The 26,485-nt window shown below is 58.1% G+C and carries 24 protein-coding genes and 1 pseudogene; 11 read left to right on the top strand and 14 right to left on the bottom strand.

The genetic code is table 11. From position 1 onward, the window contains the following. Window positions 1-92 precede the first annotated feature (92 nt). Both MK6180000_RS08390 and MK6180000_RS08385 read left to right on the top strand, forming a co-directional pair. Window positions 93-770: a response regulator gene (locus MK6180000_RS08390; RefSeq protein ID WP_138934315.1), complete on the top strand. Its 678-nt coding sequence runs from the start codon at window positions 93-95 to the stop codon at window positions 768-770. Further along, window positions 757-2,133: a sensor histidine kinase gene (locus tag MK6180000_RS08385; protein ID WP_138934314.1), complete on the top strand. Its 1,377-nt coding sequence runs from the start codon at window positions 757-759 to the stop codon at window positions 2,131-2,133. Before MK6180000_RS08390 ends, MK6180000_RS08385 begins: the two co-directional genes overlap by 14 nt. A gap of 77 nt (window positions 2,134-2,210) precedes the next feature. On the opposite strand, the gene MK6180000_RS08380 is transcribed toward MK6180000_RS08385, so the two are convergent. The 5 genes from MK6180000_RS08380 to MK6180000_RS08360 all read right to left on the bottom strand — a co-directional run bounded on the left by MK6180000_RS08380 (window position 2,211) and on the right by MK6180000_RS08360 (window position 6,492). Further along, a complete protein-coding gene (locus MK6180000_RS08380; RefSeq protein ID WP_138934313.1) occupies window positions 2,211-2,888 on the bottom strand; it encodes a hypothetical protein in 678 nt (225 codons plus the stop codon). A 339-nt stretch (window positions 2,889-3,227) separates the two neighbouring features. Continuing rightward, window positions 3,228-4,010, bottom strand: a complete 783-nt coding sequence (locus tag MK6180000_RS08375) for a 3-hydroxybutyrate dehydrogenase (RefSeq protein WP_138934312.1) — start codon at window positions 4,008-4,010, stop codon at window positions 3,228-3,230. Beyond that, complete coding sequence (locus tag MK6180000_RS08370; protein WP_138934311.1) at window positions 4,007-4,627, bottom strand: cytochrome b/b6 domain-containing protein; 621 nt, start codon at window positions 4,625-4,627, stop codon at window positions 4,007-4,009. Before MK6180000_RS08370 ends, MK6180000_RS08375 begins: the two co-directional genes overlap by 4 nt. Then, a complete protein-coding gene (locus tag MK6180000_RS08365; RefSeq protein ID WP_138934310.1) occupies window positions 4,624-5,376 on the bottom strand; it encodes an acetoacetate decarboxylase in 753 nt (250 codons plus the stop codon). The genes MK6180000_RS08370 and MK6180000_RS08365 overlap by 4 nt, the downstream gene beginning before the upstream one ends. Before the next feature lie 12 nt (window positions 5,377-5,388). Further along, window positions 5,389-6,492, bottom strand: a complete 1,104-nt coding sequence (locus MK6180000_RS08360; protein WP_138934309.1) for a patatin-like phospholipase family protein — start codon at window positions 6,490-6,492, stop codon at window positions 5,389-5,391. A 264-nt stretch (window positions 6,493-6,756) separates the two neighbouring features. Between MK6180000_RS08360 and MK6180000_RS08355 the strand changes: the two genes are divergently transcribed. Continuing rightward, a complete protein-coding gene (locus MK6180000_RS08355) occupies window positions 6,757-7,431 on the top strand; it encodes a hypothetical protein (RefSeq protein ID WP_138934308.1) in 675 nt (224 codons plus the stop codon). Window positions 7,432-7,506: 75 nt separating this feature from the next. Here MK6180000_RS08355 and MK6180000_RS08350 read toward each other — a convergent pair whose 3' ends face one another. Continuing rightward, window positions 7,507-8,442 carry a YihY/virulence factor BrkB family protein gene (locus MK6180000_RS08350; protein WP_138934307.1) on the bottom strand — a complete coding sequence of 312 codons (936 nt, stop codon included), beginning with the start codon at window positions 8,440-8,442 and terminating at the stop codon, window positions 7,507-7,509. Between the two features lie 469 nt (window positions 8,443-8,911). Between MK6180000_RS08350 and MK6180000_RS08345 the strand changes: the two genes are divergently transcribed. From MK6180000_RS08345 to MK6180000_RS08325, 5 genes are all read left to right on the top strand, one after another. Next, the gene (locus MK6180000_RS08345) at window positions 8,912-9,868 is read left to right on the top strand and encodes a TAXI family TRAP transporter solute-binding subunit (protein WP_138934306.1); all 957 of its coding nucleotides are present in this window, start codon (window positions 8,912-8,914) and stop codon (window positions 9,866-9,868) included. Between the two features lie 134 nt (window positions 9,869-10,002). Then, window positions 10,003-12,774, top strand: coding sequence for a TRAP transporter permease (locus tag MK6180000_RS08340; RefSeq protein ID WP_138934305.1), 2,772 nt, complete (start codon window positions 10,003-10,005; stop codon window positions 12,772-12,774). 11 nt (window positions 12,775-12,785) lie between these two features. Continuing rightward, window positions 12,786-13,217: a universal stress protein gene (locus tag MK6180000_RS08335; RefSeq protein WP_138934304.1), complete on the top strand. Its 432-nt coding sequence runs from the start codon at window positions 12,786-12,788 to the stop codon at window positions 13,215-13,217. Between the two features lie 5 nt (window positions 13,218-13,222). After that, on the top strand, window positions 13,223-14,551 hold the full coding sequence (locus MK6180000_RS08330) for an aspartate aminotransferase family protein (RefSeq protein ID WP_138934303.1): 1,329 nt from the start codon (window positions 13,223-13,225) through the stop codon (window positions 14,549-14,551). A 29-nt stretch (window positions 14,552-14,580) separates the two neighbouring features. Beyond that, a complete protein-coding gene (locus MK6180000_RS08325; RefSeq protein ID WP_138934302.1) occupies window positions 14,581-15,411 on the top strand; it encodes a 3-oxoadipate:acetyl-CoA acetyltransferase in 831 nt (276 codons plus the stop codon). A 144-nt stretch (window positions 15,412-15,555) separates the two neighbouring features. Here MK6180000_RS08325 and MK6180000_RS08320 read toward each other — a convergent pair whose 3' ends face one another. The 4 genes from MK6180000_RS08320 to MK6180000_RS08305 all read right to left on the bottom strand — a co-directional run bounded on the left by MK6180000_RS08320 (window position 15,556) and on the right by MK6180000_RS08305 (window position 18,384). After that, window positions 15,556-15,900 (bottom strand): carboxymuconolactone decarboxylase family protein, encoded by a 345-nt coding sequence (locus MK6180000_RS08320; RefSeq protein WP_138934301.1) that lies wholly within the window; start codon window positions 15,898-15,900, stop codon window positions 15,556-15,558. Window positions 15,901-15,918: 18 nt separating this feature from the next. Then, window positions 15,919-16,689: an amino acid ABC transporter permease gene (locus MK6180000_RS08315; protein ID WP_171054580.1), complete on the bottom strand. Its 771-nt coding sequence runs from the start codon at window positions 16,687-16,689 to the stop codon at window positions 15,919-15,921. Window positions 16,690-16,700: 11 nt separating this feature from the next. Further along, entirely contained in the window at window positions 16,701-17,483 is a 783-nt protein-coding gene (locus tag MK6180000_RS08310) for an amino acid ABC transporter ATP-binding protein (RefSeq protein WP_171054579.1), read from the bottom strand. A 64-nt stretch (window positions 17,484-17,547) separates the two neighbouring features. Next, a complete protein-coding gene (locus MK6180000_RS08305) occupies window positions 17,548-18,384 on the bottom strand; it encodes a transporter substrate-binding domain-containing protein (RefSeq protein WP_138934300.1) in 837 nt (278 codons plus the stop codon). Window positions 18,385-18,978: 594 nt separating this feature from the next. Between MK6180000_RS08305 and MK6180000_RS08300 the strand changes: the two genes are divergently transcribed. Next, window positions 18,979-19,668: a histidine utilization transcriptional repressor HutC gene (locus tag MK6180000_RS08300; RefSeq protein WP_138934299.1), complete on the top strand. Its 690-nt coding sequence runs from the start codon at window positions 18,979-18,981 to the stop codon at window positions 19,666-19,668. A 46-nt stretch (window positions 19,669-19,714) separates the two neighbouring features. Here the strand turns inward: MK6180000_RS08300 and hutU are convergent, their stop codons facing one another. Genes hutU through hutI form a run of 4 tightly spaced genes read right to left on the bottom strand, consistent with a single transcriptional unit; the run spans window position 19,715 to window position 24,265 of the window. Continuing rightward, window positions 19,715-21,382, bottom strand: a complete 1,668-nt coding sequence (hutU, locus tag MK6180000_RS08295; protein WP_138934298.1) for a urocanate hydratase — start codon at window positions 21,380-21,382, stop codon at window positions 19,715-19,717. After that, window positions 21,379-21,522 carry a hypothetical protein gene (locus MK6180000_RS20290; protein WP_171054578.1) on the bottom strand — a complete coding sequence of 48 codons (144 nt, stop codon included), beginning with the start codon at window positions 21,520-21,522 and terminating at the stop codon, window positions 21,379-21,381. Before MK6180000_RS20290 ends, hutU begins: the two co-directional genes overlap by 4 nt. Continuing rightward, window positions 21,519-23,057 (bottom strand): histidine ammonia-lyase, encoded by a 1,539-nt coding sequence (hutH, locus tag MK6180000_RS08290; protein ID WP_138934297.1) that lies wholly within the window; start codon window positions 23,055-23,057, stop codon window positions 21,519-21,521. Before hutH ends, MK6180000_RS20290 begins: the two co-directional genes overlap by 4 nt. Further along, complete coding sequence (gene hutI, locus MK6180000_RS08285) at window positions 23,054-24,265, bottom strand: imidazolonepropionase (RefSeq protein ID WP_138934296.1); 1,212 nt, start codon at window positions 24,263-24,265, stop codon at window positions 23,054-23,056. The genes hutH and hutI overlap by 4 nt, the downstream gene beginning before the upstream one ends. Before the next feature lie 85 nt (window positions 24,266-24,350). On the opposite strand from hutI, the gene MK6180000_RS08280 reads away from it, so the two are divergent. Further along, a complete protein-coding gene (locus MK6180000_RS08280) occupies window positions 24,351-25,709 on the top strand; it encodes a formimidoylglutamate deiminase (RefSeq protein WP_138934295.1) in 1,359 nt (452 codons plus the stop codon). 504 nt (window positions 25,710-26,213) lie between these two features. Beyond that, window positions 26,214-26,387 (top strand): annotated as a pseudogene (locus MK6180000_RS20635) (ATP-binding protein); the annotation flags it as partial. Window positions 26,388-26,485: the final 98 nt, after the last annotated feature.

The following is a 26,485-nucleotide window of genomic DNA, read 5'->3' as shown; positions in this document are numbered from 1 at the left end:
TCTCTTGAAACTTACATTTTTGCAAGGTTGATGGATTTTCTGGCTGTAGGCTAGCCACTTGGCTTAACCTTCCAGGAAAAGCGGAGCGACCTATGAAGATCCTGCTCGCCGAGGACGATCAGAAAATGGCCGACTATCTGACCTCTGGCCTGGTCGAGAGTGGGCATAGCGTTGATCACGTCACCGACGGGCGCGATGCGCTGAGCTATTGCCTATATAATGACTGCGACATAGCCATTCTGGACCGGATGATGCCGGGTATGGACGGCCTGTCAGTGCTCAAGGCGATGAGGGCCGCCGGAAAGGATCTGCCGGTCTTGTTCCTGACGGCGATGGGACAGGTGGATGACCGCGTCGAAGGGCTGTCGGCAGGGGGCGATGATTATCTTGTCAAACCGTTTCATTTCTCCGAGCTTTTGGCGCGGATCGTCGCGATCACGCGGCGCCAACAGGACACTGCCGAGACGACAGCGCTGGATGTTGATGGCTTGCATCTAGATCTGCTGGCGCGCACCGCGACCCGCCAAGGCACGTTGATCGAGCTTCACGCCAAAGAATTCGCGATGCTGGAAATCCTGATGCGCAATGCGGGCCGCGTGGTGACGCGCACCATGTTGCTAGAACGGGTCTGGAACTTTAACTTTGAGCCTAACACAACCGTGGTTGAGACGCATATGAGCCGCCTGCGTGCAAAGATCGACAAGCCGTTCGACATCCATCTGATCCACACGATACGCAATACCGGGTATTCGCTACATGGACCGCGGTAACGTCCTCTCAGGCGCTGCGTTTACGGCAGTTCTGCAATCGGCGGTGGTTTTTCTGGTTGTGTTGATAACGGTTGGTTTTCTGACGAACAGCTATGTTGAGCGCACGATGACGGGCGAATTGCGCGAGGATATTCAAGCGCGTTGGAGCCTGTTCGCCGCGGATTATCGCGACGAAGGAATTGAGCCTTTGATGGAGTTGATTGACAACGCTGCGTCTTTCTCCGCGCAGGGGCAGCGGGCGATTGGCCTGTTCGATGCGGATGGCAAGTCGGTGGCAGGTAATATTCTGGCCCGGCCCAAGGCGGATGGTTGGCACCATGGCGCGCTCGATTTGGTGCCAATTGCAAGCCAGACCCCGGCGGATGAGCACGACATCGACTATTTTTATCGGAGCGATCGGGTAGATGACTACACGGTTGTCGTTGGCCAGCGGCTGGACCGGATGTTTCTGACAGATCGCACGGTGTTTCGGACGCTGTCGATCACCGGATTTATCGTCGTTTTGGCAATGCTTAGCGCGGGGTACCTTCTTAGCCGCGAAAGCCTGCACAAACTGGAGCGTCTCGAAAAGGCACTGCAGCGGGTGTCTGATGGGGATATGTCGGCGCGGATTGCTGTGTCACCGCATAACGACCAGATTGACCGGATCGCCGGACGCATGAACACCCATCTTGATAGCCTTTCGCAACTGATGAGCTCAACGCGCAGTACGGCTGCTGCTGTGGCGCATGATCTGAAGTCGCCACTGGCGCGGGCCTATCTGGGGCTGGGGCGGGCATTGGCGCAGGTCGATGCAGGCAACGACCCGCGCGCCGAAATCGAAGACACGCAGGCCGAGCTGGAACAGATGAGCGCAATTTTTAACACCTTCATGCGACTCGCACGGATAGAGTCGGGCGCCGATGGCGTGAAGTTTGCCAAGGTCGATCTGCGCGGGCTGGTGGATGATTTGGCCGAAACTTATCAACTGATAGCTGAGGATCAGGGCCAGACGCTGATTTATGATCGTGCTGCGGGGGACACCATGACGGTCATGGGCGATAGCGCCATGCTGCAACAACTGGTCGTTAATCTGCTGGAGAATGCATTGAAACATGGCGGGGAGGGGAACGAAATCCGGCTGTCGCTTGATCGCGGCGCGGAGAGGGCCCGCCTGACTATCGCTGATCGTGGTCCAGGCATTCCAGAGGCGGCCCGCGCCGCCGTGTTTGAGCCGTTTTACCGTCTCGATCCCAGCCGAAGAAAGCCCGGTAGCGGCCTAGGTCTGGCACTGGTCAGTGCCATAGCAGCGCGCCACCAAGCGGATATAACGTTGGCGGACAATAATCCCGGACTTCGCGTGTCTGTCACGTTTTCGCAATGATGCAGACGCGGAAAAGCTGAGCTTTATGGTGCGAGGGGCAGCGGCAGGAAACCCTGCCGCCACCGATCAACGCTGGTCTACTCAGCAAGGATCTTTTTGACTTGCTCGGCGCGTGCGCCTTGATCTCGTTCGTCCTGAAAGACCTTAGATATCTGCGAGAGTTGGTCGACGGTTAGCTCGCCCGGATGCGCCTCTTCGACGCCGATGCTCTCCATATCTTTCATAACGACCTTTTCCATCGCCTCCTTGGACGGAAAATCAGCAACGCTATTCATCATTGGGGCGCTATGGGGGGCGTCATTCAGCACAGCCATCGCAGCCTCGTGTTGCGAAGGCTCATCCACCGTCGAGAAGACTTTGGACAGTTTTTCGACAGTCCCAAGGCTCAGCGATGCAGGGTCCACATCATTGATACCTGCGGCCTTCAGATCGGCGCCAACATTTTCGCGAACACCGGCTACCATCTGGTCACGGCTTACGGGCCTTGTTGCAGACCCGCTGATGATCTTTTCCGCCTCTTCCTTTTGGACAGTGGGATCACTTTTTTCAGAGAAGACCGCTGACAGCTGGCCGATCTGATCATGCGTAAGCTGCCCGATATTGGCGTCCGCGACGCCAACTGCGGTCAACTCGCGGTTCAAGGTTTCGTTCAGGGTGTCGTAGGCTGCAGAGTCGGCAAACCCGGCGCTTGCCGTCATTGCCGATACCAGAGCCGATGCCATCAGAAGTGTCGAAGTGCGAGAAAGCGTTTTCATGTGAGTCTCCAATGTATGAGATCAGAGCAGGCAATTCCTGCTACATGTCCATACCTACGGGAGGGCGCTTGCAGGCAGTTTGTGCGAAGCTTACATGCCCGCAAAGTTAGTAAGATCATGGGAGAGGCCCGATCATAATTGGCACATCAACGCTGGGTGGCTGGCTGTAAGCCGGGCCAGATTACTACGCCTAGAGGCGCGTGCGGCGGTCTGGTGTTGGCGCTTGCGTGAGCCGTAGCTGATTTTCCAACCGCTAAGGCTAGCTCGCTCCGATGCTCTGCAACATTGCGTCGGGGGATCGCTCTTGTCCATGTTCGCCACGGCGATCCCCCAGTGCATTTAGTTCATGTACCAGCCATGGCTAACGACCAGCGACTGTCCGGTGAGGGCATTGGTGGGGAAGGCGGCAAAGAGATGCGCAACCTCGGCGACATCTTCGATCGTGGTGAATTCCTGATCGACGGTCTCGCCCAGCATGACCTTGTTGACGACCTCCTCTTCGGAGATGCCCAGATCCTTGGCCTGCTCGGGAATCTGCTTCTCCACCAGCGGTGTCTTGACGAAGCCGGGGCAGATCACATTGGCGCGCACGCCATGTTTCGCGCCTTCCTTGGAAATCACGCGCGCGAGCCCCAGCAGACCGTGCTTGGCCGTGACATATGCCGATTTCAGCGGTGAGGCCTCTTTTGAGTGGACCGAGCCCATGAAGATGACCGAGCCTGACCCAGCCTTGTACATATGCGGCAGGCAGGCCTTGGTCGTCAGAAACGCGCCGTCGAGGTGGATCGACAGCAGTTTTTTCCACTCGCTGAAGGGGAAATCCTGTATTGGATGCACGATCTGGATGCCAGCGTTCGAGACGAGAACGTCGATCTGGCCCCACGCCTTGATCACCGCAGCGACGCCCTTGTTGACCTGGTCCTCGTCAGTCACGTTCATCTCGACCGCCATCGCCTTGCCGGGGCCTTTCTTGGTCAGCTTGTCTGCGGCATCCTGCGCCGCATCCAGTTTCAGATCGGCGATGACAACCTTGGCGCCATCCGCGATAAAACGCTCCGCAATGCCATGGCCGATGCCGCTGGCAGCGCCCGTGATGATGCAGACTTTATCCTTGAGGTTCATTTGCTTGGTTCCTTTACTGAGGTGGGAGGGGATGTTGACCACATGACGCGCAAGGTCTGCCCGCCTGTGAAGTGATGGATCAGCGCCATTCCGGCATGGCCGATCAGGTAGGCCCAGACGAGGTTTGCCATGAAGCCATGCAGATCGATCGCAAGCGAGACGGCCAGCCTGTCCTGATAGCCCGCGACACCAGCCAGCCAGTAGAGCGTTCCGGTCGCGGCCATCGCGGTGATCAGCAGCAGCCCGAGCCCGTGAATGGCCGCAGCGAATGGGCTGTCCTGCCGGTATGTCGGCAGACGAAAGGTGCGGGCAATCTTCCAGTGCCTCTTGGTATCTGCCCAGAACGCGGCGCGCCGGGCGGCGCTGAACCAAGGCAGCAGGAGGCCCATATCAGTACCCCCGATGCGGGTGATGACGACAATCCACAACCCCAGTGCCATCGTCATGGCGAACAGCCCGCTATATTCGTGAACCTCAAAAACCCAGTTGCCGGGACGGCCCTCACGGGGGACCTGCATGAACTGGCTGCTCACCAGCTGCGATAGCACGGCAAGTGCCAGGCACGCATGAAAGAGGCGGGTGCCAGCAGAGTAGTCAGTCTTGGTCGAAGGTTTCATTCTTGGGTTTCCTTAGCCAGATAATCGTAGACGACTTCGCCCAGTCCCAGTGTCAGATCGGTCAACAGATGCACCGCCGATATCACCTCGCGTACTGGCAGGTCCGCGACAGGGGCAAGCGCGTGGGAATGCAGCTCCAGTCCGGCCGGACCTTCCCAAGCGCCTTTTATGGTGACGTCGGTCGTATAGTATCTGACCAGTTCGCAGATGCGCGGGGTGCAATCGACATGCGGAATGATCTTGAGCAGGAAGCTGGGTGCAGCGAGTGAATTCAGCACCTTGGCATGATCCAAAGTGCAGTGTTTGTAGCCCATCGTGCCGGTCGCCACCCGGACGGAGCCGACGTCGAGCACGCCGACCAGCGTGTCCTTTTCGACGCGCAGCGACGGATCGGCCAGCTTTTTGGGAAAACCCCAGATCTCGCGACCGCCGGCGATCGGGGCCTCGTCGTTGAGAAACATCGCATGGACGTAACCGCCAGCCACGCCGTTCAGCGTGACGGGAATGACTTGGCCGCTTTCGGTATAATCCCCAAAGCCGGTGGAATCCGGCATCCGGATGAATTCGTATTTGACGATAGGCTCAGGGATCTCCAGCGGCTCGGGCACGACCCGGCGAAGCGCCTCCATATCGGTGCGATATGTGATGGTTAAAAATTCGCGATTGATGAACCGGTAGGGCCCTCGCGGATAGGAAGGGCTGGTCAGCGGCATCGCAAATGCCTGTTTGCGAACATCAACGGTCTTCATGGCTCTCTTCCTCTATTTATCAGTTACAGCAAGGTCAAAGATTTGCAGCCCATCTTTGCCGATCTTGCGAGATTTCCATGCCTTGTGCGACAGGGTGCGCTGAACGTCCTCTTCGCCGGATGTCCAATGCTCGGACATTGAAAGGCGCGAAAACTCGTAATCTTTGGAGTTGCTTTCAAACCCTTCCTTGCGATGGATGAGATGCGCCAGCGCCACCGGACATTCCGGCCCAGCGGCAAGCAAGAATGCAAGATCGGGATCTGACCGCAACTCCATGGGAAGCTTGGCTGAAAGACGCTCGGCCGCGGAGTGAATGTTGTGCAATTGTTTGTATCTGTCTGTCGTCAAACGCGTGCGGCTGGAAAATCTGATGTCTTTTTCGCGCTGTTGTACGTCGGCAAGGTCCGTGGGTAACTCGCCACGCGCATCGAACAGATCGATTTGAAAAATGCACAGTGGATCGGTACCCGCGTTCTCCATCACATATTGAAGGGGCGTGTTGGACACCAAACCGCCATCCCAATAGAAACGCCCGTCGATCTCGATTGGCGGGAAACCGGGCGGCAATGCGCCGCTGGCCATAATGTGCCGGACGTCTATGCGCATCTTTTGATTGTCGAAATAGGCAAAATTCCCGGTTTCGATGTCAACGGCGCCGACGCTTAGGCGTGGCCCTTTGTCGTTCAGGTAGTCGAAATCAACCAGCTCGCCCAAAGTCTCCACAAGAGGCGATGTGTCGTAAAGGCTAACCGCAGGGACCTGGCCAAATGGCCAGAAATCCCCCGGAAGGCGCGGCCGGAAAAAACCCGGCACGCCGTACGACATGGTAGTGGCTGCCGCGAATTCTGCAAAGGCCTGACGGGAGTTAGGCCCGCATGTCCAAGGTGAGAACGCGATCGACGAACTGATCGTCTCCCATAGGGTCTCAAGCTGCTGGACGCGCGTTTCGGGGGGATTGCCGCAGATGATTGCGGCATTTATTGAGCCAATCGAAATGCCAGCGACCCATTGGGGGTCGAACCCGCCCGAGGACAGCTTCTGAAACGCGCCGGCCTGATAGGCGCCAAGCGCGCCGCCGCCCTGTAGCACCAGCACGTTCTGCTCAGATTTCGGCATCTCCAGTCTCCTTCATGCAATATCGGCTTGTTGAGGAAATAGGGAGCGACCTGTGCACCGCGTTTGCCTGAAGATTACAATTTCGACAGGTTCCCCGGCGTTGCCGTCCCTTTTTGGGCGATATTCCGCATAAGCCGCATCACAATTGAGCGCAGGTGGGCTTATTGCTATGGGCGGCGATGGACAATCGCACAGCCGCAGATCATGCACTGCCGGGCAGGCCTTCTACCATTCTGCGTGTTTGTCAAAAGGAACAGGCTAGAGATGTTACTGCGCGTATCCATGATCCTTTTATTCCAGTGCGTCGCCTTTGCCCCTGCGTGGGCGGCCAGTTGCACAACCTCCTTAAATGGGGAGCTGCGACAGATCGAATATACTGTGTCAAAGCACGAACAGACCGACACCGGTCAGATCATCCCGAAAAAGGAAATGAAGGGAAATACATCAGTCCGCGAACGGCTCTTTGGGCGTTGGGGAGAAGTCGATTGCCCCGGCTATCTAACGCTGAGGGAATTTACGCCTGACCTGACCGATGCCGAACGCAAGCCATTTTGCCTTGTCTATGATAAGGCCGTGGATACCTATACCGGGTTCTCCGAAGGCGACCGCAATGCCTATCTGATCTGTAAGAACCCAAAGACATTCTGCGAGCGCGTGAATACCACAAAGAACGAAGCCACGGCGATTGCACGCACCGGCCTTGATGTCGCGAGCCGCACTGCAATGACGACGGCGCGTTCTGCGCTGACGGCTGATGTGGGGCAGATTATCAGGGACAGCTCGGGCGCGTTGATCATGAAAGGCACCGGTAGTTTTATCTCTGGTGCACTGGGCACGGCCGGAGCCTCGATTGGTACTGCGCTATCTGCGCCTGCAGTTGTCGCGACTGGCGCGGTAACGCTGGTCGGGGTAGGGGGCGCCGTCTATTTTTGCCGGTAGGTTTTGCAGCGGGCACTGGTTCGGTATGCCGCAAAAACGGCAACTGGCCGTCTGCGCCACTGCGACTGAATAAATTTAGTCGCTCAGCGCGCGCGCAAGGCGCCTGATCCGCAGGGCGCGATTTAGCTCGCCCCCAAAGATCAGCAGGAGAGCCGCGAGGTACATGAAGTAAAGGGCCGCTATGATCCCCGCCAGGCCGGCGTAGTAGCTGGCGTAAGTGCCAAAGCTCCGCACGTAGTACGAGAAGACAGTGGCAAGAAGCGTCCATGCGACGGCGGTGAAAACCACGCCGGGCCAGATGTTGGAAAACATTGTTCGGCGCGCTGGAAGGATAACGTGCGCCGCAAAAAGCGCGACGATAAAGATCGTTGCCGACGCAGGAAAGCGGATCAACCTGATCGTAACCGACGCGGGATCAAAGTCGGGTATGAGATCGTGCAGCCACGATCCCGCGCGCGGCGCGAGAACCAAGAGATAGCCGACCAAGACGAGGGCCAGACTGGCGAGGATGACCATCGCGACCTGCACGCCGTAAATCACCAAAATTGACCGGGTTTCGCGAATTCCATAGGCCCGATTCAGCCCGACACGCACGCCATCAACGCCGCCGACTGCGAACCAGATCGTTAGCAAAATACCGATGCTGAGGACGCCGCCGCGCGGAACGGTCATCACCTGCTCTATCTCTGATACAATCGGCTCGATCAGGGGGGAGGGCACGATTGCAATCAGGAAATCGACGAGGTCATTGGCCATCGACCGATCCCCGACAAACGCAGTCAGCGCACTCGTAAAAATCAAGAATGGAAAGAGCGCCAGCAAGGCGCGGAAGGCAACGTTGCCTGCCAGTCCGAACGCATCGTCGTTCCACAGCCTCAATAACGCCTCTCGCAAGACCGCGCGCGCAACGCGCCATCCTGTGCCGTGGAACAATTCCTCGGGATTCTCGGTAAGGACCCCATGAGACGTGACAACGTCGCGCGCCGTATCCTGACTTGCCTTGGAATTCATGCTTCGGCCTTGCCCATTTGCGATCCCCATACGCTCCGCTATGCATGGGCTGAGGAAATGTTATCTAGGCCGCGCTGAGAGCACCACAAGGAACTCTGTGATGGGCTGGATTTGGCGAAACATCTCGTTGCGGGGTTTTTTTGTCGAGAGGCGAAAGTAGCAAATTGCAATACGGTAGCCGCCTAGGGAATATCCGCTATCTCGCGAAAATCGCAGCTTTTACAGGGCCGGCCTGCTCCGTTGACACGTTTATTGCGCTAGATCATACTCATTCACACAATTGGAGAGAGAGTCAGACTAATCGGTGAGCATTTAAGTAACAAATTGAAATTGTTACCGTGCATCGAAACCGAGAACAATGGCTGGTTTAGCAATTGAAGGCGTTGGGAGAAACGCTGGATCACCTCCGCAATGAGACGCAACCTGCTGCAGAGCAGGGGGGAATAAAATCATAAACTGGGAGAAGTAAGTGAAGATTTTCAAACACATAGCCTTAGTGGGCGCGATGGTCGCAGGAACCGCAGCGCAAGCTCAGGAGAAGTTCATCACGATCGGGACCGGCGGCCAGACCGGCGTCTACTTCGTCGTGGGCCAATCGATCTGCCGTCTGGTCAATCGCACCACGGCAGAGACGAACCTGAAATGCACGGCGCCGTCGACAGGTGGTTCCATCGCGAACATCAACGCCATTATGGCAGGCGACATGACGATGGGCGTCGCACAGTCCGACTGGCAGTACCATGCCTATAACGGAACGTCCGACTTTGAGGGCAACAAGTTCGACAAGGAACGTGCTGTCTTTTCAGTACACTCCGAGCCGTTCACTGTGATTGCGCGCGCAGACGCAGGCATCACTGAGTTTGCCGACCTGAAGGGCAAACGCGTCAATATCGGCAACCCCGGCTCTGGCCAGTATGCGACAATGCAAGTCGTAATGGATGCACTGGGCTGGACGATGGACGATTTTGCGCTGGCGTCAGAGCTGAAGCCAGCCGAGCAGGCAGCAGCCTTGGGCGACAACAAGGTTGATGCAATCATCTACACGGTCGGTCACCCGAACGGGTCCGTTCAGGAAGCGGCCTCGACTGTCGAGACTGTCCTTGTTCCGGTCACCGGACCAGAGATCGACGCGCTGATCGCGGATAATCCCTACTACGCCGCCGCCACCATTCCGGGCGGTATGTACGAGGGCTCGCCCGATGATACGCAGACGTTCGGCGTGAAGGCGACGTTCGTGACCTCTGCCGACGTGGATGAGGAGACAGTCTATCAGGTGGTCAAGGCTGTGTTCGACAACTTTGATCGCTTCAAGAAACTTCACCCTGCCTTTGCCGATCTGACAGAAGAGCAGATGATCAAAGATGGCCTGTCCGCGCCGCTGCACCCGGGCGCAGAGCGCTATTACAAAGAAATGGGCTGGATGTAATCCTCGCCCGATTGATAACGGTGGCAGCCTCGCAAGGGCTGCCACTGGCAATGAGTTTTGCCCAGACAGAGCCGACCCGACGATAATTTCAGAAAATTTCTTTCCCGCCCTGCGCGGGTTACCGGGGGACAGACATGACCGACGATCCGAACCAGCATCAGGCTGCGCGCGTTGAAAACGAGGCGGCCGGTCGCGGCGGTCTGGACCAATCCGAACTGGACGCACTCGTCGCATCCGCCGACACTGGCGGGCGCAATGTCGCAGGCCCGGTCGGCACATTCCTGATGCTTATCGCGCTGGCGTGGTCGTTATTTCAGCTTTGGATTGCGTCGCCCATCCCGTTCATCGTCGGCTGGGGCGTCTTTAACGACACCGAAAGCCGTTCGATCCACCTTGCATTCGCGATTTTCCTGACCTTTGCGGCATTCCCTGCGACGCGCTCAAAGTTCCAGCTGGGCCTTGGCATCGTGATTCCTGTCTTGCTGAGTTACCTGTTCATCATCAGCTCAAAAGACGGCACGTCTATATGGTGGATCCCCGTTGTCGGTTTGGCCGTCGTGGCTGCGGTCATCGCCGGCAGCCCAAAGGACCGGGTGCCGCTGTGGGAATGGGCGCTGGCCATCGTCGGCGCCGCCGCTGCGCTTTACCTTTTCGTTTACTACCGCGATATTTCTGGCCGCGTCGGCGCGCCGATTACTCAGGATTTCGTGGTGTCGGTCATTGGTCTTATCTTGCTGCTTGAGGCCACGCGCCGCGCGTTGGGGCCGGCCCTGATGATCGTGGCCAGCCTCTTTTTGATCTACACCGTCCTTGGCCCGCAGATGCCCAGCATCATCGCGCACAAGGGTAATAACCTATCCGAAATCGTAAACCACCAGTGGATTACGACCGAGGGCGTCTTTGGCATCGCGTTGGGCGTGTCGACAAGTTTCGTGTTCCTGTTCGTGCTCTTCGGCTCGCTGCTGGATCGCGCGGGTGCTGGCAACTACTTCATTCAGGTCGCCTTTTCGTTGATGGGTCATATGAAGGGCGGGCCTGCCAAGGCCGCTGTCGTATCGTCCGCCATGACGGGCCTGATTTCGGGATCGAGCATCGCGAACGTCGTGACCACCGGCACGTTTACCATCCCGTTGATGAAAAAGGTCGGCTTCAGCTCGGAAAAGGCCGGCGCGGTCGAGGTGGCGTCATCCGTCAACGGTCAGATAATGCCGCCGGTTATGGGCGCCGCTGCGTTCCTGATGGTCGAATACGTCGGCATCCCCTATTTCGACGTGGTCAAGCACGCGTTTCTGCCTGCTGTCATTTCCTACATCGCGCTGGTCTATATCGTCCATCTGGAGGCGTTGAAGGCTGGCATGGAGGGCCTGCCGCGCCCGTATGAACCCAAGCCGATCATCCAGCGTCTGATCGGTTTCGTCTTCGGCGTTGCGTTCGTTTGCGCGCTGTCGTTCCTTGTTTATTACGGTATGGGCTGGATCCGTCCCGTCTTCCCCGTTGCGGCACCCTATATCATTTTTGCAGTGCTGACGGCGGCCTATGTCGGGCTGCTCTATGTCGCATCCAAAGAGGCGCCGCTAAAGCTGGATGATCCCAACGCGGCGGTGACAAAGCTGCCACTGCCCGGGCCAACCGTGCGGTCGGGTCTGCATTTTATCCTGCCCGTCGTCGTCTTGGTATGGGCGCTGATGGTGGATCGCCTGTCGCCGGGCCTCTCGGCGTTTTGGGCGACGATGTATATGATCTTTATCCTCATTACGCAGCGTCCGCTAATGGCAATGATGCGCGGTGAGGGCCAGATGGGTGCGCGCGTCAAGGAAGGGGCGACCGATCTGCTAGAGGGTCTGGTGGTTGGCGCCCGCAACATGATCGGCATCGGCATTGCCACGGCTACTGCTGGTATCATCGTTGGTGCGGTCAGCCAGACGGGCGTCGGGTCGGCCCTTGCCGACGTTGTCGAAGTCCTGTCTGGCGGCAATATCCTTGCCATCCTGTTCCTAACGGCAATCTTGTCGTTGATCTTGGGTATGGGCCTGCCGACAACGGCGAACTACATCGTCGTGTCCGCACTCTTGGCGCCCGTCATCGTGACGCTGGGGCAGCAAAACGGCCTGATCGTGCCGCTGATTGCGGTGCACCTGTTCGTGTTTTACTTCGGTATCATGGCCGACGTGACGCCGCCTGTGGGGCTTGCCTCTTTCGCCGCCGCTGCGGTTTCGGGCGGTGATCCTATCAAGACCGGCGTGATCGCGTTCTTCTATAGCTTGCGCACGGCGGCGCTGCCGTTCCTGTTCATCTTCAATACCGAATTGCTGCTGATCAACGTGACGATGGTGCAGGGCATCTTTGTCTTCATTGTCGCGACGGTGGCGATGCTATTGTTTGCCGCCGCGACACAAGGGTGGTTCCTGGCCAAAAATCGGTTCTATGAAACTATCGCCTTGCTGCTAATAGCGTTCACTCTGTTCCGTCCCGGATTCTGGATGGATATGGTCAGCGCGCCTTATCTGGAGGAGGAGCCAGCAGCGATTACGCAGGCCGCTGCCGATACAGATATCGGACAAACGCTGCGAGTGCGTGTGGCAGGCTTGAACGATCTGGGCGACCCAGTTCAGTTTGTGGCGCTGGTCCCGATCACCGAAGGCGCCACTGGCGAGGAAAAGCTGGAGAACGCCGGTCTGACCTTCCGCGACGAAGGAGGCAAGATGTTCATTGACGACGTGGCGTTTGGCAGTCCGGCGGCAGAGGCCGGGCTGGACTGGGACCAAGAGGTGGTGCGCGTATTAAAACCCGTGCCGCAACCCAGCAAATACCTGATGTTCATTCCAGCGCTCCTATTGCTGGGCCTGATCGTCTTTTTGCAGCGGGGCCGCGATACGGGCGCGCCACGCAAAACCGCACACGCCTGAGGAGAGAAACGATGTTTAATACGGTTCTTCTGACCCTCGATCTGAACGCAAAGGCATCATGGGAACATGCGCTGCCAGCGGCCGTCGAATTGGTTCGCACCTCTGGCGGCAAGTTGCATGTCATGTCGGTCGTGCCTGACATGGGCACGCCATTGGTGGATGGGTTCTTTCCGCCGGACTATGAAAAACTGGCCGTCGAGGCGGCCAGCAAAGCGCTCGACAAGCTGGTCCAAGAGCACGTCCCGAGCGAGATCAGCGTGAAGCAGCATCTGGCATTCGGTAAGATTCACCGCAAGGTCCTGCGCGTGATCGAACAGACCGCCTGTGATCTGGTGGTCATGGGCTCGCACAAACCCGACCGCGTGCGCGAATTTCTGGTGGGATCGAACGCCGACCGGATCGTGCGCCGCTCGCCGGTCTCTGTGCTGGTTGTCAGGTCGTAGATCTCATGGCCGGGCATATCTTTGGGCGGTCAACCAAGGGCACTCTGCCAACCGCAGTCTCTGGTGAGGGCTGCTATCTGATCGACGCCGAAGGACGGCGGTATCTGGACGGCTCGGGCGGGGCGGCGGTTTCGTGTCTTGGCCATTCGAACGAGGCCGTGCGCAGCGCACTTCATGCCCAGATCGACCAACTTGCCTTTGCGCATACCGGATTTTTCACGTCTGAGCCCGCCGAGCGACTGGCGGATCGTCTGGTGGCAAACGCGCCAGATGGCATTGATCGGGTGTATCTGGTGTCAGGCGGGTCCGAGGCCGTCGAGGCCGCGATCAAACTGGCCCGGCAGTATTTTTTGGAAGTTGGCCAGCCAGAGCGGCACCGCGTTATTGCACGCCGTCAAAGCTATCACGGTAATACTCTGGGCGCGCTTGCCGCTGGTGGCAACGCATGGCGCCGGGCGCAATTTGCGCCGCTGCTGGCGGATACGACGCATGTCAGCCCCTGTTACGAATACCGCGATCGCCGCGAGGATGAGACGCCCGAGGCTTATGGCCTGCGGGTCGCGAACGAATTAGAGACCGAGATTCTGCGTTTGGGACCGGGCACCGTCATGGCGTTCATCGCGGAGCCTGTGGTTGGCGCTACCCTCGGCGCCGTGCCCGCTGTTCCCGGCTACCTGCGGCGTATCCGCGAGATTTGTGACTACTACGGCGTGCTCATGATCTTGGACGAGGTGATGTGCGGCATGGGCCGCACCGGGCATCTGTTTGCCTGCATTGAGGACGATGTGGCGCCAGACATGATTACGATCGCCAAGGGCCTTGGCGCCGGCTACCAGCCGATCGGTGCCTTGATGACCACGGCAGCTATTTATGATGCCATCGCGTCCGGCTCAGGCTTTTTCCAACATGGGCATACATATATGGGTCATGCGCTTGCCGCGACCGCTGCCAACGCTGTGCTCGACGAAGTGCTGGATCGCGGCCTACTGGGACGTGTGCAAACGCAGGGACAGAAACTCCAATCCGCGCTGCAAGCTGCGCTGGGTCAGCACGCCCATGTCGGTGATATTCGCGGGCGCGGCCTCTTTCGCGGGATCGAACTGGTCGCCGACCGCGAGACCAAAGCGACATTCGATCCAAGCCGCGGCGTGGCGGCGCGCATCAAGAAAGAGGCATTTGCCGCCGGATTGATTTGCTACCCGATGTCCGGCACCATTGATGGGCAACAGGGCGATCACGTATTGCTGGCTCCGCCCTTCATCATCTCGGACGACCAGATTGGCGAGCTGGTAGACAAGCTGTCGGGTGCAATAGATCGGGCAATCGCGGCATAGTCGCTAGCGACATTGTATCGGATAACAGCATGACCAAACCTTGCATCATTTGCGTCGCAATCACCGGTAGCGTCCCTACAAAGGCCAACAATCCGGCCGTTCCCATCACAGTGTCTGAGCAGATCGAAAGCGCGCATGAAGCCTATGAGGCCGGAGCCGCCATCTGCCACGCTCACGTGCGCAACCAGGATGAGACGCCCAGCTCTGACCCCGCAAAGTTCGCGGCGCTTCAGGCAGGCCTGCGCAAACACTGCCCCGGCATGATCATCCAGTTCTCTACGGGCGGAAGGTCAGGCGCGGGGCAGACGCGCGGTGGCATGCTGCCGCTTAAACCAGACATGGCATCGCTTTCGGTAGGGTCCAACAACTTCCCGACAAGGGTCTACGAAAACCCGCCGGAGTTAGTGGATTGGCTGGCGGCCGAAATGCGCACGCATGACGTCAAACCTGAAATCGAAGCGTTCGATCTAAGCCACATCTTTCAAGCAGCAAAGATGAATGCAGATGGCCGTATCTTCGGCAAGGTCTACATCCAGTTTGTTATGGGGGTGAAGAACGCGATGCCGGTGGACCGACGCGTATTTGACTTCTACTGCGAGACCGTGACCCGGCTTATGCCAGATGCAGAGTGGTGCGCGGCCGGGGTGGGCAAGGATCAGATTACGCTAAACGAATGGGCTATTAAGGCTGGCGGACATGTGCGCACTGGGCTTGAGGACAACATGCGCCTCAATGGCGAAACACTGGCACCGTCGAACGCAGTATTGGTCCAGCGCGCAGTGGAGCTATGCGAAAAGTATGATCGACCGGTCGCCACTTGCAACGAGGCTCGCGCGATACTGGAGTTACGGTCTGAGTGAGGTTGCGACGGGTGCGACTCCGATGATGAGGCGATTGCACGTCTTTCGTACCTTGTGCCTACCCGCCAACCCATCCAGTCGATGAGAGAAATTTCACTATTGGCATTGGGCGGGCCGGGGGTTCGCGCCCGCTAACCCAGGCGGTTATTTAGGGCTGTCCGAGAAAGCGTCGAATGCGCTCAGCGCCTTGGCGCTATAGGTGTAGGATGGTCCTGCGCCCATGTACGTGGTCATTGCCAACGCCTCACAAAACTCTTCACGCGTCGCGCCCAGCCGGACCAATGACCGGGTGTGAAAGCCAATGCAGCTAAGGCAGCGCGTGGTGACGGAAATCCCCAAGGCGATGAATTCTTTTGTTTTTTCGTCCAGCGCGCCATCCGTTTTGGCAGCTTTGCCCATCAGGCCATATCCCTTGGCTGTGTCGGGAATTTCGCGGCCCAGCGTGCCGATTTCTTTTTCGGCGTCATCCATGAATTGATGCCAGTCCATATGCTCAAACTCCTTAGATTAAATGCGCGCTGCGGCACGGTCGCTGACGGCCATGCGGCGCTCCAGTTTGCGCACGCCCCAAGACGCGATAAGGATCAGCACCAGATATTCCAGCACCAAAAAGGAATAGATTTCAAGCGGGCGGTACTCAACGACCACAAGCTCATTGGCCCGCCGGGTCAATTCGGACAGCCCAATTACTGACAAAAGCGACGAGGTTTTCAGCATATAGATGAACTGGTTGCCCAAGGGCGGAAGGATGCGGCGCACCGCCTGTGGCAAGATGATAAAGCGCAGCTTGTCCAGATAGCTAAGGCCAAGGGCATCTGCTGCCTCGCGCTGGCCCGCCTCGATGGATTGTAGCCCGGCGCGGAAGATTTCAGCCTCAAAGGCGCTGTCGCATAGGGCAAGCGCGATGACGCCCGCCACGAACACGTTGAGTTGCAAGCCGGTCACAACCGGAACTCCGTAATAGACCCAGAGGATCATCACCAGCATCGGAATGGCCCGGAATACCTCGATCCAGCTGCGGGATAGTGTGGACAGGATGCGGTTGGACGACAGGGCGGGCAGGGCCAAGAAAAGGCCTAGAACGACTGATAAGGTGATAGCCACGAGGGCGACGGCAATCGTGAACCCCAGCCCGCCAAGCAAGAATTGCAGATTGGTCCACCCGCGAGAATCGAATGGTGATACGACATACCAGCCCCAAGTGTAGGTGCTGTCCGCACAGGCTGGCAGCAGCAGGGCCAAGCTGAGCATTAGAAAAAGACGCAAGCGGCGGGGCATCGTTGTGTCCTTTAATGCGACAGTATCTGATCAAGGAAAAGGCGGGTGCGCGCGTTTTCAGGGGCGGCAAAGAATTGGGCCGTCGGGGCCTTTTCCACGATCTCGCCACGGTCCATAAAGACCATCGTGTCGGCCACCTTGCGGGCAAAGCCCATCTCATGCGTGACGCAGATCATTGTCATTCCCTCGTGCGCAAGTTCCACCATAACGTCCAGAACCTCGCTTATCATCTCGGGGTCAAGCGCTGATGTCGGCTCATCGAACAGCAGGATGCGGGGCTTCATGCACAATGCGCGTGCGATGGCGACGCGCTGTTGCTGGCCGCCCGATAGCTGTGCGGGGTATTTGTGAGCCTGTTCAGGTATGCGTACCCGTTCCAGAAGGGGCAGGGCGACAGCCTCCGCCTCCGCGCGGTTGAGATTGCGGACACGCATCGGCGCCAGCACCAGATTGTCCAGAACGGTCATGTGCGGAAAGAGGTTGAATTGCTGAAACACCATGCCGACTTCGCTGCGGATTGCGGTCAGGTTTTTTGTGTCGTCAGACATCTCAATGCCGTCCACGACGATCCGGCCCGCGTCATGAACCTCAAGGTGATTGATACAGCGGATCAGTGTCGACTTTCCTGACCCAGATGGCCCGCATACGATTACTTTTTCGCCTGCATGGACGCTTAAGTTGATATTATTCAACGCGGTGTAATCACCAAACCGCTTGGTGACGCCGGTCATTTGGACAATCGGCAAACCGGTCTTGGACGCAGTGCCGCCTATGTCAGCGCTGGTATTTGTCATGTAGGTCTGTCCCGATCCTTCGGTGCGGTACGAGCCGGGGACGTTGCCACCCCCAGCATGGCCGTCACTCGGCCTGCTTCAGCAGGACGACGCCCCATTTCTCGTTTAGGCGGTCGAAATAGCCCGAAGTCTTGTTAAGGAATATCCAGCTATTGACGTAGTTCAGCCAAACCTGATCCTCGATTGGCGTCAGGAAGGCCATAGGTAATGCGCTACGCGCCTGGTCAGGAAAAATCATCTGCAGTTCGGGATAGCGTTCCTGCAGTCCCGACGCCTCAATTAGCGTCGTGACGGTGTAATCGGAGCGGCCCGCCAATACCTCTTGCCATCCGGTGCCAGGGCTTTCGACGCGGCGCATTTGGACGTCGGGCAGTTCGGCGCGGATGTAATCTTCCATCGTGGTGCCAAGGGTGACGCCCGCGGTACGTGCGGGATCGTTCAGGTCGCTCCAGCTGCTATATTCATCCGCGTTCTTTTTGAGGATTACAGGAACAAAGCCATTAATGCCCCAAGAATCGCTCATCGCCACGACCTTGGCACGCGACAGGCTCATGGACGTTCCGCTCATCGCGATGTCGTAGCGGCCCGCCTGTAACCCCGTGATCATCGTTTTCCAGTCGGTGGTAACAAACTCCACTTCCACGCCCAGATCCTCCGCCATTTGGCGGGCTGCATCGACCTGATGACCAACAAAGTCAGTCTCGCCCGGTTTGCGGAACGTCATCGGATAATAGTCGCCAGTCATCCCAACGCGCAGCGTGCCGCGCGACTGAATATCATAGAGCAGTGATTTGCCCGCCTGCTCTTGGGCCTGTGCACCCGTGTCGCCGACCGGAATAGCAAGCCCGAGCAGGACTGCAAAAAGGCCCAGAAGGGCCGTTCGTCTTGTTTGCTTCTGCACTGTAAACTCCTTGGGCCAATTTGTGGCATCTGTGGGCGTCGGCGGTCTGCACCGTCTTGCAATATAATGGGGTCGGTTCTGGCAGTGTACTAAACTAAGTCGGACACACGTCTAGCATAGACAAAGCAAACCTTGGACCGAATTGTGAACGGACGTAGTTTGCCCACCGGGATGGTCAATGTTCTCATAGCTAAATCCAAAATTTGGCTTTGGGATATCGTGAGATGGTGTTTCCAATGCGTTTGAAGGTCTACCTTGAGGATCATAGCAGGATGTAAATACCGGCCCGTTTATGGCGTCTCAAAGGTGTCAATCGACAGGATTAGGCAGACGAATTTGACGGCACAGATGCCACTGCATCTGAGTGCGCTGGGGGATGTGGCATGATTTACCCCTTTTGTCTTAACGTATTGCATTATGTCTAGATTTATAGAAAGATGGCGGGAACAGATGCGCGCCGTCAAACAAATCATAGCTATGGAGCCGTTTAGCTTAGTTGAGTTTTGCAAACAGGGAGTGCTGCGGACCCGGGGCGCGACAGAGTCAGCCTTTTATGCTGAGTAAAAAGTCTAATAATCCAAAAGTTGATCAGCTATGAAGGCGACCTACAAAGACGTCAAATCCGACATTCTGTCTAAAATTACCAAAGGCGAATGGGCACCCGGTGATCTGGTTCCCAATGAGGTGGAACTGGCGGCAACATATGGCTGCGCACGGGCGACAGTTAACCGGGCGATGCGCGAATTAGCTGACGAAGGTCTCATTGAAAGGCGTCGCAAGGCAGGAACCCGCGTGCGGATGAGCCCTGTACGACAAGCGCGCTTTGATATCCCCGTCGTTCGCGCCGAAATCGAAAGCAGGGGTGCCACTTATCGGTACTCGCTGGTGAGTGACTCTGTAGAGGTCGCGCCGGATTGGCTGCGTGCGCGGCTGAAATTGCCCGCCGAAGGCAAGGCCGTGCACCTAGATTGTATGCATTATGCCGACGGCGTTCCCCACGAACACGAGGATAGGTGGATTAGCCTGACAGCACTTCCAACGGCAGAGGAAGCGGACTTTTCGCACGCGGGGCCCACCGAATGGCTGCTTGCTACAATACCTTTTTCAGAAGTCGAAATCAGCCTGTCGGCCGGATTGGCCGATCAACGGTTGGCCGACTATTTGGCCTGCGCGGTTGGTGAACCGGTCTTTACGATCGAACGGTCGACATGGTGGGAAGGGCAGGCTGTTACCTATGTGCGCTTTTCGTATCGCCCCGGATACCGTTTGACGACACGCTATTGAAAATTTGGCTGTCACCGCCGCATGGCTGCGGCGGTGACAGCCATTGTCAAAGAATGCCAGGCAGGTTGAGGCCGTTCTCGCGGGCGCAGTCCAGCGCATCCTCATAGCCCGCATCGGCGTGGCGCATTACGCCCGTGGCGGGATCATTCCACAGAACGCGCGCGATCCGGCGGTCCGCGTCCTCGGTCCCGTCACAGCAGATGACCATGCCAGAGTGCTGCGAGAACCCCATGCCGACGCCGCCCCCGTGATGCAATGATACCCACGTCGCGCCCGACGCAGTGTTAAGCAGTGCGTTCAGCAGCGGCCAGTCTGACACCGCATCAGAGCCGTCCTTCATGGCTTCGGTTTCGCGGTTGGGCGAGGCGACAGAGCCGGAATCCAGATGATCGCGGCCGATGACAATCGGCGCGCTCAACTCTCCGGCGCGCACCATTTCGTTGAAGGCGAGGCCCAGCTTGTGGCGTACGCCCAGTCCGACCCAACAGATGCGCGCAGGCAATCCTTGAAACGAGATCCGCTCGCGGGCCATATCCAGCCAATTGTGCAGATGCGTATCCTCGGACAGGATCTCTTTCACTTTGGCGTCAGTTTTGTAGATGTCTTCGGGATCGCCCGACAGTGCCGCCCAGCGAAAGGGACCAATCCCCCGGCAAAAAAGAGGGCGAATATAGGCAGGCACGAAGCCGGGGAAATCGAACGCGTTTTCCAGCCCCTCTTCGAGCGCCATCTGCCGAATATTGTTGCCGTAATCAACCGTGGGAATTCCAGCTGCATGGAAATCGACCATCGCTTTGACCTGCACTTTCATGCTGGCCCGGGCAGCTTTTTCGACTTCTTTTGGGGCACTCTCGCGCTTTTCTTTCCACTGCGCCATTGTCCAGCCCTGCGGAAGGTATCCATTAATCGGATCATGGGCCGAGGTCTGATCCGTGACGATATTGGGACAGACGCCGCGCCTGACCAGCTCGGGGAACACATCTGCCGCATTGCCCAGCAGAGCAACAGATTTTGCCTCGCCCGCTGCGGTCCAGCGATTGATCATCTCGAGGGCTTCGTCCAGCGTCTCGGCCTTTTCGTCGACGTATTTCGTGCGCAGGCGGAAATCGATGCTGTCAGGGTTACACTCCACCGCGAGACAGCAGGCGCCAGCCATAACCGCCGCCAGCGGCTGCGCGCCCCCCATACCGCCAAGTCCGCCCGTCAGGATCCATTTGCCTGTGAGAGAGCCGTCGTAGTGTTGGCGGCCCGCCTCGACGAACGTCTCATAGGTGCCTTGAACGATGCCTTGGCTGCCAATGTAAATCCAGGACCCCGCCGTCATCTGGCCGTACATAGCCAGACCTTTTTTATCCAATTCGTTGAAATGATCCCACGTGGCCCAATGCGGCACGAGGTTGGAGTTGGCGATCAAGACGCGCGGAGCATCTTTGTGGGTTTGAAAGACGCCAACAGGTTTGCCCGACTGGACGAGCAGCGTTTGATCGTCGTCCAACTCGCGCAGGGAGGCCACGATCATATCATAGTCCTTCCATGTGCGCGCCGCCCGTCCGATGCCGCCGTAGACCACAAGTTCATGCGGGTTTTCGGCGACGTCAGGATGCAGGTTGTTCATCAGCATCCGCAGCGGCGCTTCGGTTAGCCAGCTTTTGGCTGTCAGCTCGGTGCCGGTGGCGGGAAAAACGTCACGGGTGTTTTTGCGCGGATCGCTCATGATGTGCCTTTCAGGGTAGGGGCCAGTGTGGCCAGTTTTGTCAGGATAGTTGTGAGGCAAGCGCGCAGGCGCACCGCGTTCGTATCGTCATAGGTCCACGGTGCTGCCTCGGCGCTGAGGTGGATTTCTACCGGCCTCATGCGGACAGGTCCGGCATGGGAATGCCAGCTGCCGATATGATATCGCCGCTGGCAATCATCACGGCCGCACGCTCCAGATCTGGCGCGAGGTAGCGATCATCGCCCAGTGTGGCCACGTCCTTGCGAACGCGAATTATGACCCGCTGCAGCGTGTCGCTGGTCGTCAGAGGCGCGCGAAAATCAATGCCCTGCGCTGCGCACAAAAGCTCCACGCCCAAAATACGCTGAAGGTTTTCGTTCATTTGGCTTAGCCGGCGCGCGCCATGTGCGGCCATGCTGACATGATCCTCCTGGTTGGCCGACGTTGGTGTGCTGTCGGTGACGCAGGGGTTTGCCAGATGTTTGTTTTCGCTCATCAATGCGGCGGTGGTGACCTCGGCAATCATATAGCCGCTGTTCAGGCCCGGATTGGGGGTCAGGAACGGGGGCAAATTAAAGCTGAGAACCGGATCGACGATCAGCGCTACACGGCGCTGCGCAATGGCCCCGATCTCTGCAATCGCCAGCGCAATCATATCAGCGGCAAAGCCAACCGGCTCGGCGTGGAAATTGCCGCCCGACACGATCATATCCGCCTCGATCAGGACAAGCGGATTGTCTGTCGCAGCGTTCGCTTCGACCTCGAGCGTGCGTGCGGCCATGCGCAGCACGTCCATTGCAGCCCCGGTCACCTGTGGCTGGCATCGGATGCAATAGGGGTCCTGTACCCGCGCGTCATTCAGCATATGGCTGTCGCGAATTTCAGACCCTGCCAAAAGCGCCCGCATAGTCGCACCCGCCTCGATCTGGCCAGGGTGGCCGCGCAGGGTGTGGATTTCCGGCTGCAAGGGTGCTGTGGACCCCATGATGGCGTCCGTCGATAGGGCCGATGTCACGAGCGAGCAATGCGCGCTGCGCCACGCGCCAAAGAGCCCCGCAAGCGCGAAGGCCGTCGAAAACTGCGTGCCGTTGATCAGCGCCAGCCCTTCCTTTGGGCCCAGCTCGACCGCGACCAGACCCGCAGCCTTCAGGGCCTTGTCGCCAGACATGACCTGTCCGCCAAATTCCGCCTCGCCGTGGCCCATCATGACCGCCGCCATATGCGCAAGAGGGGCCAGATCACCAGATGCGCCCACAGACCCTTGCGCGGGAATGACCGGGGTCACGCCCTTGTCCAGCATTCCTTCGATGAGGGTCACAATCTCAAGCCGCACACCCGATGCGCCGCGGCCAAGGCTGAGAAGTTTGAGCGCCATCAGCAAGCGCGCATGGCGGCGAGGGATCGCGGGGCCGACACCGCAGCAATGGGACAAGATCAGATTGCGCTGCAGCGTCGCGGTGTCTTTGGATTCGATTTTGACCGAGGCCAGTTTGCCGAACCCAGTGTTCACGCCATAGACGGCCTCGGTCCCTGCGACCGCCTTTGCAATGCGCGACTGAGCCAGCTCAATCGCAGGGTGGCAGGCGGGATCAAGGCGGACCGATACCTCATCCCAGAAAATCGTGGCTAGATCGTCCAGCGTGACAGCGCCGGGCGTGAGGGTAAGTTTGGTCACGATGTGCCTCCGAAGATGCGGGAATGCAGCGGGTTGAAGCCAATGCGGTAAGCCAGCTCGGCGGGGTGTTTGATGTCCCAGACGGCCATGTCGGCGCGCATACCCGCCGCGATTAGTCCGGTATCGGTCAGGCCAAGGGCGCGGGCGGCGTTTCGGGTGGCACCGCGCAACGCCTCTTCTGGGGTCATCCGAAACAGGGTGCAGCCCATATTGAGCGCCAGCAGCAGGGAATTGAGCGGGGACGAGCCGGGGTTGATGTCCGTCGCCAGCGCCATTGGGACGCCATGCCTGCGCAATAGATCAATCGGAGGCGCCTGCGTTTCGCGCAAAGTATAGAAGGCGCCGGGCAGGATAACAGCGACGGTTCCCGCCTCTGCCATTGCCTTGACGCCGTCTTCGTCCAGATACTCGATGTGATCTGCTGACAAGGCACCGTAACTGGCCGCGAGTTTCGCGCCCCCAAGGTTGGACAGCTGCTCTGCATGAAGTTTGACCGGAAGGCCAAGTTCACGTGCCACATCGAACACGCGGGCGATTTGGGCGGGCTGGAACGCGATGCCTTCGCAGAATCCGTCCACCGCATCAACCAAACCCTCGTCGTGGGCAGCGCGAAGGGCAGGGATGCAAACGTCATCAATATAGGCATCATTCCGGTCTGCGTATTCGGCGGGTGTCGCGTGGGCCCCAAGGAAAGTGGTTTTCACCCGAATAGGGCGGCTTTCCCCGATAGCGCGGGCGACGCGCAACATGCGCAGCTCAGTTTCTATATCAAGGCCATAGCCCGACTTGATCTCAATGCTGGTCACACCTTCGGCGATCATAACGTCCACGCGGCACAGCGCATCCGCGAGAAGCATGTCTTGGGTCGCGGCGCGGGTGGCCTTGACCGTCGAGACGATGCCGCCGCCTGCGCGCGCAACCTCTTCGTAGCTTGCCCCGTTCAGACGCATTTCGAACTCAACGGCACGGTCGCCGCCGTGGACAATATGTGTGTGGCAATCGATGAGACCGGGCGTAACCACGCGGCCGCCGAGGCTTTCTGGCTCAACCACATTATACATCTCAGGCAAATCGCGAGCTTTCCCCACCCATGCAATCGTATCGCCAACCACGGCAATGGCCGCGTTCTCGATCATGCCATAAGGGGCCTTTGATTCGTCCATGGTTGCGGCATTCAGATCAACGAATACCCTAATTTCCCCAGTCATTTGTGTTCCCCCACAGCCAAAAACGCACTTTTATAGTATGTATAAGTATGATATATGTCTATACATAAAAATAGAGGGTCGCTAAATGATTTTTGCAAGACAGGCCAAGCTTTCAACAGGGTGGGCCAGCAATGTCCGTTTGGACGTGCTGGATGGCCGGATCATTGAGCTAGCAATTGATCAACATCCCCAGCAAGGGGACGACGCGGTGGATACGTTATTGCCCGCGCTTGCGAACCTGCACAGCCATAGCTTCCAACGGGCGATGGCGGGGATGACCGAATACAGAATGGCAGGCAAAGACAGCTTCTGGACCTGGCGCGATTTGATGTATCGTTTCACCGAACACCTGACGCCTGAGAATATCGAGGCGATTGCGGCCTTCGTCTTTCTGGAAATGCAGGAAGCAGGCTATGCCAGCGTGGGCGAGTTTCACTATCTGCATCATCAACCGGGTGGCACCCCCTACGATAATCTGGCCGAACTTTCGGCCCGTATCGCCGCCGCTGCAGCAAAAACGGGGATCGGCCTGACGCATCTGCCGGTTCTATATACCTACGGCGGCGCCGGGCACGTGCCGCTTGAGACCGGGCAGGGACGGTTCGGCAATAGAGTTGATCGGTTCAACGAGCTGGTGGCGCAGGCCAAGGTTGCTGTCGCGCACCTGCCTGCCGACTGCCGCGTAGGGATTGCGCCGCACTCTTTGCGGGCCACGTCGCCTGATGACCTTCGGGAAGTACTAAACGCGCATAGATCGGGGCCGGTTCATATTCACATCGCAGAGCAACCCAAAGAGGTGGCCGATATCGAGGGCTGGCTGGGTGCGCGGCCCGTCGATTGGCTGCTGGCCAATGCAAACGTAACGCCCGAATGGTGCCTTATCCACGCGACCCACATGACCGAGGGTGAGACACGTAAAATGGCGAAATCCGGTGCAGTTGCCGGTCTATGCCCGGTGACCGAAGCCAACCTGGGCGACGGGCCGTTCAATGGCCCCGCGTACCTAAAGGCTGGTGGAGCATTCGGGATCGGGTCCGATTCAAACGTGCTGATCTCCCTGACAGAAGAGCTGCGCATGTTGGAATATTCCCAGCGCCTGCGGGACGTTGCGCGCAATGTGATGGTGGTCGGCGAGGGATCGGTCGGCGACACACTTTATACAGGCGCGGCTAAAGGCGGCGCGCAGGCATTGGGGCGTGGCAATGGTGAAATCTTGGTCGGTGGCTGGGCCGATCTGGTTGCGATCGACAGTGCTGCGCCGTCCTTGTGTGCCCTGCGACAGGATCAGTTGTTGGATGGTCTCGCATTCGCGTCGAAAGACGATGTTGTGACCGATGTCTGGTCTGCCGGGCGGCATGCGGTGCAATCGGGGCGGCACGTCCAACGCGATGAGATCGTATCGGCCTACCGATCCGCAATGCGCAGTTTGATGGCATCGCTTTGATCCCGATGGGATAGCTAAATTTCGAGTGCGGCATCACCTTCGGCAAAACTGATTTGCGCGTCCGTTTCATTGAAAAATGCGGTGTCGCCTACGGCGAAGCGCGCCACGTTGTCGGCGGGAACTCTTGGCGGGACATGAATCGCGAGGAGCCCACGCGTGGGACGATTGGCGCTACATTTCAACGTGCTACGGCGTGACGGGCTGATGTCCTCAGGCCCTTCTTGTGTGGTCCATCCTGGACAACGGCTTGCTGGACATCATCACAATTCCCTTTGTATAAACAGCAACTTCGTAGCGTGGCGGAGAGACAGTCCGACACGCCTCCTCAGGGAAATTGGCAAACAATAACGAAAACAATGCCTTAACGCAAACCTCCCCCAGCTTCTTTTCGCCGGATGTGTGGCGTTTTGTGTGGCAAATTCTATCGTTCAAATTTTGAAATTTAGATGGCGCCTGATAGAAGCCGTATTGGGACAGCTGGCTTGCCTATCGTCTGGTTCAGTACTGATCAACGAGGCCCTCTTGCGCCAACTTCATCGTTGCGAGCTCACGGATGGGGCTGAAAATGTGGTCTTGATCGGAGCGTCAGGTACCGGAAAATCACATGTTGCGACCGTCCTCGGCATTCAGGCTGTAGATTTCCACACGGAAGTGAGCCGGGTTTTCTATCGAGAAGTGAGCCACCTTTAAATTATGTTTCGGATTTCAGGCTTGGGCAATGCATGATTGTTCTCCCTCTTCTTCTGGGCCACTGCGGCTGAACCGGCTTTGAAGCG

Source organism: Roseovarius arcticus (assembly GCF_006125015.1).
In the GTDB taxonomy this organism is placed as follows: Bacteria; Pseudomonadota; Alphaproteobacteria; order Rhodobacterales; family Rhodobacteraceae; genus Roseovarius; species Roseovarius arcticus.
Note: the sequence above shows the minus strand (reverse complement) of the source record. Positions and strands in the feature narration are given on the sequence as shown.

What these genes read in the sequence shown, in the direction of transcription:
- hutI (WP_138934296.1), bottom strand. Translation starts at nt 24,265, where the DNA reads ATGACTGGGGAAATTAGGGTATTCGTTGATCTGAATGCCGCAACCATG.
- MK6180000_RS08315 (WP_171054580.1), bottom strand. Translation starts at nt 16,689, where the DNA reads ATGCCCCGCCGCTTGCGTCTTTTTCTAATGCTCAGCTTGGCCCTGCTG.
- MK6180000_RS08355 (WP_138934308.1), top strand. Translation starts at nt 6,757, where the DNA reads ATGTTACTGCGCGTATCCATGATCCTTTTATTCCAGTGCGTCGCCTTT.
- MK6180000_RS08360 (WP_138934309.1), bottom strand. Translation starts at nt 6,492, where the DNA reads ATGCCGAAATCTGAGCAGAACGTGCTGGTGCTACAGGGCGGCGGCGCG.
- MK6180000_RS08330 (WP_138934303.1), top strand. Translation starts at nt 13,223, where the DNA reads ATGGCCGGGCATATCTTTGGGCGGTCAACCAAGGGCACTCTGCCAACC.
- MK6180000_RS08380 (WP_138934313.1), bottom strand. Translation starts at nt 2,888, where the DNA reads ATGAAAACGCTTTCTCGCACTTCGACACTTCTGATGGCATCGGCTCTG.
- MK6180000_RS08280 (WP_138934295.1), top strand. Translation starts at nt 24,351, where the DNA reads ATGATTTTTGCAAGACAGGCCAAGCTTTCAACAGGGTGGGCCAGCAAT.
- MK6180000_RS08365 (WP_138934310.1), bottom strand. Translation starts at nt 5,376, where the DNA reads ATGAAGACCGTTGATGTTCGCAAACAGGCATTTGCGATGCCGCTGACC.
- MK6180000_RS08325 (WP_138934302.1), top strand. Translation starts at nt 14,581, where the DNA reads ATGACCAAACCTTGCATCATTTGCGTCGCAATCACCGGTAGCGTCCCT.
- MK6180000_RS08385 (WP_138934314.1), top strand. Translation starts at nt 757, where the DNA reads ATGGACCGCGGTAACGTCCTCTCAGGCGCTGCGTTTACGGCAGTTCTG.
- MK6180000_RS08320 (WP_138934301.1), bottom strand. Translation starts at nt 15,900, where the DNA reads ATGGACTGGCATCAATTCATGGATGACGCCGAAAAAGAAATCGGCACG.
- MK6180000_RS08340 (WP_138934305.1), top strand. Translation starts at nt 10,003, where the DNA reads ATGACCGACGATCCGAACCAGCATCAGGCTGCGCGCGTTGAAAACGAG.
- hutU (WP_138934298.1), bottom strand. Translation starts at nt 21,382, where the DNA reads ATGAGCGATCCGCGCAAAAACACCCGTGACGTTTTTCCCGCCACCGGC.
- MK6180000_RS20290 (WP_171054578.1), bottom strand. Translation starts at nt 21,522, where the DNA reads ATGAGGCCGGTAGAAATCCACCTCAGCGCCGAGGCAGCACCGTGGACC.
- MK6180000_RS08370 (WP_138934311.1), bottom strand. Translation starts at nt 4,627, where the DNA reads ATGAAACCTTCGACCAAGACTGACTACTCTGCTGGCACCCGCCTCTTT.
- MK6180000_RS08350 (WP_138934307.1), bottom strand. Translation starts at nt 8,442, where the DNA reads ATGAATTCCAAGGCAAGTCAGGATACGGCGCGCGACGTTGTCACGTCT.
- MK6180000_RS08335 (WP_138934304.1), top strand. Translation starts at nt 12,786, where the DNA reads ATGTTTAATACGGTTCTTCTGACCCTCGATCTGAACGCAAAGGCATCA.
- MK6180000_RS08300 (WP_138934299.1), top strand. Translation starts at nt 18,979, where the DNA reads ATGAAGGCGACCTACAAAGACGTCAAATCCGACATTCTGTCTAAAATT.
- MK6180000_RS08375 (WP_138934312.1), bottom strand. Translation starts at nt 4,010, where the DNA reads ATGAACCTCAAGGATAAAGTCTGCATCATCACGGGCGCTGCCAGCGGC.
- MK6180000_RS08390 (WP_138934315.1), top strand. Translation starts at nt 93, where the DNA reads ATGAAGATCCTGCTCGCCGAGGACGATCAGAAAATGGCCGACTATCTG.
- MK6180000_RS08310 (WP_171054579.1), bottom strand. Translation starts at nt 17,483, where the DNA reads ATGACAAATACCAGCGCTGACATAGGCGGCACTGCGTCCAAGACCGGT.